A 6,134-nucleotide genomic window follows, 5' to 3' on the forward strand; every position below is an offset into this window, starting at 1 on the left:
CGCTATCGGCAAAGTACAAAGTTGGCAGCCGGGTCATCGTCATTCACGAAACGCCGCTGCGAGTCGACGATGTGCCGGTCAAGCAATTGGAAGTCGGCACGCCGCTGGCAGTCGAAGAATTGAACGATCAAGGGTTTCTCGGCGTGACCAGCGGTAAGCAAGGCTGGGTCGATGCCGCCGACGTAGTGCCATTGGATGAGGCTTTGGAGCCGCTGAGCAAGCTGCTGGCCCAGGATGCCGACAACGTAAAGTTGCATCAGGCCCGGGCTGCGGTGGCCGAGGAGAAGAAAAATTGGGATTTAGCTCTGGAAGATTTAGCGGCCCTGATTCGGTTGGAGCCGGACAAAACAGGTTATCTGATCAATCGGGCTGACATTTGGGCGGCCAAGCGCGAGTGGGACAAAGCCATTGACGATCTGAACGAGGTGGTGCGGCGCGACGACAATCCCGGCTTTGCCCTCTTGAAGCGCGGCTACATCTGGAGCCAGCGGAAGGAACCGGACAAAGCGCTGGCCGATTTCAACGAGGCGCTCAGCAAAGATTTGGACGATACGTTGAAGGCGGAAGTGTTGTCGTACCGTGCCGGCCTGTACATGGACCAGCACGAAACCGAAAAAGCCATGGCCGATTTCGGCGAGGCTCTGAAGCTTAATCCTCGCAATCCCACCGTGTTTGTGCTGCGCGGCAACGCCTATGCGGAACAAAAAAATTTCAAACAGGCCATTGCTGATTTTACTGCCGCCTTGTGGCTCGATTCCGACGATCCGGACATTTACGACGCCCGAGGCGACGCCTTCGTGCGGAATGCGGAATGGCACGCGGCGATCGCGGATTTTCAAAAAGCTATCAAATTGGCTCCCGATCGGGCACAACCCCACAACGAGTTGGCTTGGATTCTGGCGACTTGCCCGGAAGATAAATTCCGCGATGGGAAAACCGCCGTGGAAGAAGCCAAAAAGGCGGCGGAGCTAACCGACAATAAAGACGCAGCGATTATCGACACGCTGGCCGCCGCCTATGCTGAGAATGGCGATTTTGACAAGGCCTTGGAACTGCAAAAAAAGGCCGTCGATTTGGAAACGGACGAAAAAACCAAGGTCGACATGAAAACGCGGCTTGATTTATTTCAGCAGCACAAGCCGTACCGCGAAAATCCAGCAGAGCGACCCACGGGCGATTAACCGATGAAAGCTAGCTTTCTTGAATCGTCGGGGCCGGCCCGTTAGGCTAGAATGAACGCTAGTCTTTGTCGGTCGCGCTCGCCCATCACTTTTAGCCCGGAAGCTCAACGCCGGGCTGAGCAGACGGCTGAAAGCCAGCGACCGCCAATTTGCCCCCAGTACGGCAGCCAACCATGTCGCACACTTTTCATCGTTACAAAGTCGGCGATGAACCCGTGGCCGGGTACCGGCTGATGTCGCATTTGGGCGCCGGCGGTTTCGGCGAGGTGTGGAAAGCCAACGCGCCGGGCGGCACCGAAGTCGCTCTCAAAATAATCGATCTCACCGGCCAGCAAGGCCTTCAAGAATTCACCTCGCTGCGGGTCGTGAAAAAAGTGCGCCACCCCAACCTCATCTCGCTGCAAGCCTTCTGGATGAAAGATGAGGAAGGGCAAATTATCGACGAGCAGGGCGAAGCCGCGCCCAGTTCTTTGCAAGAGACCGCATTTTTGCCCGACGCCAAGCAAGCAGCGACGCAGCCCACCAACATCGCCATGACCACGCGCTTTGCCCGGCCCGTGGAATTAATCATCGCCATGCAATTGGGCTCCATGAGCTTGCACAAGCGCCTGGAAGAATGCCGCGAGCAAGGCCTGCCCGGCGTCCCGGTGGCCGAGCTGCTGGAGTATTTGGAGCAGGCGGCGCGAGGCATCGATTTTCTGAATAAGCCCATTCACGATTTGGGCAAAGGCCCCGTGCCGATTGTCCACGGCGACGTCAAGCCACACAACATTTTAGTGGTGGGCGATGCCGCCGTGGTGTGCGATTTCGGCCTGGCCCGGGCGGTCGAAACGCTGCGCAAAACTTCCATGGCCCCCGTGACCGTGGCCTACGCCGCGCCGGAAAGCTTCAAGGGGAAAGTGACGCCCACCAGCGATCAGTATTCGCTGGCGATAACCTACGCGGAGTTACGCACCGGCCGGCTGCCCTTTGACGAAACCATGACGCCGTATCAGGTAATGGAAGCGCACGTCATGCGAAATTTGGATTTTAGCCGCTTGCCGGAACCGGAGCGGTTGGTGGTTCTGCGCGGAACCGAAAGCAATCCGGAAGATCGCTGGCCTACTTCGCGCGATTTGATTTTAGCCCTGCGGCATGCCGTGGCGCAAACCGGCGAATTGCCGCTGCGGCCCGGCGAGGCTGCCTACTCCGGCGGACCCACGCCCAGCCATTCGCTGACGGCTAGGCCGGAACTGCGCGGAACCGGTTTGCCCACGCGCCACCCGGTCGATCCCAGCCGCGACACCGCACACCCGGGCGGGCATACCCCTTCGGAAATGTTCTCGCAGCGGACTTCACCTTCGCCGTACGAAGCCGGAGCGCCGACCTTCGACGGAGCAATCGGCCTGCCGGTCCGGAAGAAGTCGAAGTTGCCTATGATCGCCACTGGGTTTTTAGCGGCGGCGGTGCTGGCCGGCGTGGTTATCGTGCCCAAGCTACTCAACAATTCCGTGGCGATGGTCGGAGGAAATTTGCCATCGGACGGTAAGGCGCCGGGTGCAGGAATCAGTGGCAGCGGTCAACCACCGGTCGGCAGCGCGCCCGAGGCAACCTCCGGCGGCGGTCAAGGCGCCGTCGTAGCAGGGCAGAAACCGGGCGACAGTGAAGCCGCCCCGACAGATCCCAATCAGCAATACATTCAGGCCGTTCAAAAGAAAATCAACGACGGCGATTTCAACGCCGCCATTGATCTGCTCGCTAAGGCGCCCAGCGCCTTGCCGGCGTACGAAAAAGAAAATTTGCAGAAGCGGCTAAAAACGGCCTATTTGAGTTATATCGATTCGCTGGCGGAGCGGCGGTCGTTTGTTCGCGCCCTGGGTGAACTGGACGACGCTTCTGGAGACCTGGGCCTGACGTCGGACGACAAGCAAAAAGAAATCGACAAAATTCACGCCGCTTGGCTCGCGCAGGCGCAAGATGAGCTCCAAAACGGCCAGCCGCCGCGCGCACTCGATATTGCCCGCAGTTTGCTCAAACGGTTTGACGGCGACCGCGATGCACAGTTCGTCATTGCCCGCTGCCAATTGCAGCAGGGCGATTATGCGGCCACGCTGGCCACTCTCAATAAATTGGGCAAAACAGCGGATTTGCCGCCGGAGTATCAACCGCTGCACGCCGCGCTGTTAGTCTTGGCCACTGGATTGCAGGCTAATACGTCGGCCGATTGGACCAAAGTGCTGGACGATCTGCTGGCCTATTTGGCGTTGGAAAAAGGGGCGCCTCCGCCAGCGGCACTGGCGCTTAATTCCTGGGAACACAGCCGTATCGACACTTTGCGCACGCAGATTGCCGAAAACATTCAGCCGCTGCTGAACACGTTGCCAGCCGATCAGGCAACGGTGCTGGTTTCCAAGTTGGAGCAATTAGGCTCCAGCGCCGAGTTGCAAATGTTCAAAGTTAAATCAGCGCTTGATGCCAAAAACTATGAGGAAGCCCGTAGAACGCTCAAAGCCGTGGCGGAAAAAATGCCCGCCGATTCTGATTTGAAATCCGAAGTCGCCGCCACCGGTTTGTTGATCACGCTGCGAGATCCGGCTTCCAAGCCCGCCGATGCCGCCAAAGCGCTGGCCGATTGCACCGGTCTGCTAGAAAAAATTACGCCCGCCTTACGCAATGGTTTGTGCGAAGCGGCCGAAGCGTTGGCCCTGACACCCAATAGCGGGTTGTTGGAAGCATCCATTTCGCTCACAACTAAAGCCCGCGATTTAGATCCCGCCGACAAAGCCACCCTGCAGCGTTTGGCCCGCTTGTTGTCCGCGCGGTTGGTGGAACAGGCCGGGCTCCCGAATCCGCCCACAGCGCAGGAATTGCCGCAACTGCTGCAAGATTTCGATCAAATCGAAGCTGCCGGATTCGCTCCCAACGGCACGGTCGACGCCTTTCATGCCGAATGTTTGTTGGCATCCAGCTCGCCCGATCGCCAGGCAGCAACTTCGCTGATCGAACGTGCCAAGCCGACGGACGATTACACGCAGTATGTGCAAGCGCGGGTGTTGCGATCGGCCCCGCAGCCCGATTGGGCGCAAATTGCCAATTTGCTGTTGGGCGCATACCGCGATGGGGCCAACACGGCGCCCAAGAATTTGCCGGCGCTATTAACGCCGTCGTACCGCCGGGGCTTGGCGGCAAAAATGTTGGTCGAGGCGGGCCAGGCCAAGCGCGCGGACATTGCCAACAATCCGGCGACGGTGCTTTCCAATCCGTTTACCGATACCGCCACGGCTGCAGAAGTATTTCAATGGATGAATACCGCGAGGCTGATTTCCGAAGACATTGAAAAGCTCGATTTGAAGCAGAACAAGCGCGAAATGTGGGTGAACTTTTGCCTGGCGGCGAATTGGAAACCCAAAATCGCGGAACTGCCTGTCGTACAGGCGCAGCTCAATCGCCTGGCGAAAATGACCGACGCGGAATTGGGCGCCGACGCCTTCCCAATTTTGTTCGTCGAGTTTCGCACCCACGGCAATGAGCCCGCCGATCAATTTGCCGGCGTGCAAGCGGCCCAGCGCATCGTGGAACTTTTCCAAAAGCAGTTTCCGGTGGCCGATCCGCAGGCCGTGACGTTATACACCGAAGTGATTCAACCGGCGCTGGCGCTGGCCGACGGCTTGGCGGCAGTCAAATCGCCGCCAGCGGAGCTCGATAAGTTTTACGCCGCGGTGGCGGAATTCGTCAGCCACTATCAACGAGCCACCAAATGGCCGTTCACCGACAAGCAGGCGGAAATCGAAAAGCTGACCAGCGCCGCCATCACGCTCAACCCGAAAGTGGCCAAGTATTACACCACGCGGGGCGTGGCCCGCATTTCGCTCACTCCGCCCAACGTGGATGGCGCGCTGAAAGACGCCACTGAAGCTAGCCAACTGGATCCCAATTTTCCGGCGGCTTACGCGCTGCAAGGGCACGCGCTCATTTACCGCTCGCGCCAGGAGCCTTCTGCCGAAGCACGCACGGCTGACCTGGAAAAAGCGCTGGCCCAGTGCAAAGCGGCGGTCGATAAGTCGAAGGTCGACGACAAAGATCGCTCCATGCACTTGTTGTACTTAAGCATGGCCCAATTGGAACGCGCCAATGTCGACACCGATTTGAAAGCGAAAAAAGATTTGCTCAATCAAGCGGTCACCAATGCCCAGCAAGCGGTCGACTTGGAAAAAGCCTATCCCGATTATGCCTACACCGCCCTGGGCAACGCGCTGGAAGATTTGGCTTGGCTGGTCGGCGACGAACCGGAGAAAAACTATCGGGCGGCCATCGACGCCTTCACGCAGGCCATTAACAACAATCCATCTTCGCCGATGCCGCTGATCAGCCGCGCCCGCTGTTATTATAAGGCAATTGCCGACACCAAGCTCGATCCTAAAGCATTGGGCGGCACGCTGGAGGAAGAAATGCAGGCGGCCATCGCCGATTTGGAGCAAGCCAAACTGTTGAGTCCCAACGCAGTGGAACCTGATTGGTGGCTCGGCAAAGTCGATCAAGTGCTGCAAAAATATGGCGATGCCGACGCGGCACTGGGCGACGCCGTGAAACTGGCGGAAGATCAAAAATTGCCGGAACGCTCGATGTTTATTGTCGATTGGACACGCAACGCTATTTTGAACAAAGACTTGTCCGATGCCGACCGCACCAAAACAGTGCGCCAGCGCGCCGACGAATTGAAAACCGCGCCCAGTTTGGGTGGTTCGTCAACGGCCAAGCAAGCGGCCCTGCTGGTCGGCGAAAGCCTGTTGGCGGAAAAGCCGCCGAAATTGGCGGATGCCCTCAAAGAATACGACGCCGCGCTGGTGGATTACGACAAGGCCGATCCTGCCAAGCCGCTCGATCCGACCAAGGCCGACGGCGCGGACGTCAGTTTGCTTTTGGCCCGAGCGGCGTGCCGGAACAATGTGCCCGAGTGGAATCTCACGGCGGCGG

2 protein-coding genes are annotated in these 6,134 nt (G+C 58.5%); both read left to right on the forward strand.

Translation table 11 applies throughout. The features are described 5' to 3' along the window. Positions 1 to 1,181: tetratricopeptide repeat protein (locus VMJ32_00920; protein HTQ37556.1), on the forward strand; the 1,181-nt coding region annotated here is incomplete at its 5' end. A 173-nt stretch (positions 1,182 to 1,354) separates the two neighbouring features. Continuing rightward, a partial coding sequence (locus VMJ32_00925) for a protein kinase (protein ID HTQ37557.1) occupies positions 1,355 to 6,134 on the forward strand: 4,780 nt, incomplete at its 3' end.

Source organism: Pirellulales bacterium, from assembly GCA_035499655.1.
Classification (GTDB): domain Bacteria; phylum Planctomycetota; class Planctomycetia; order Pirellulales; family JADZDJ01; genus DATJYL01.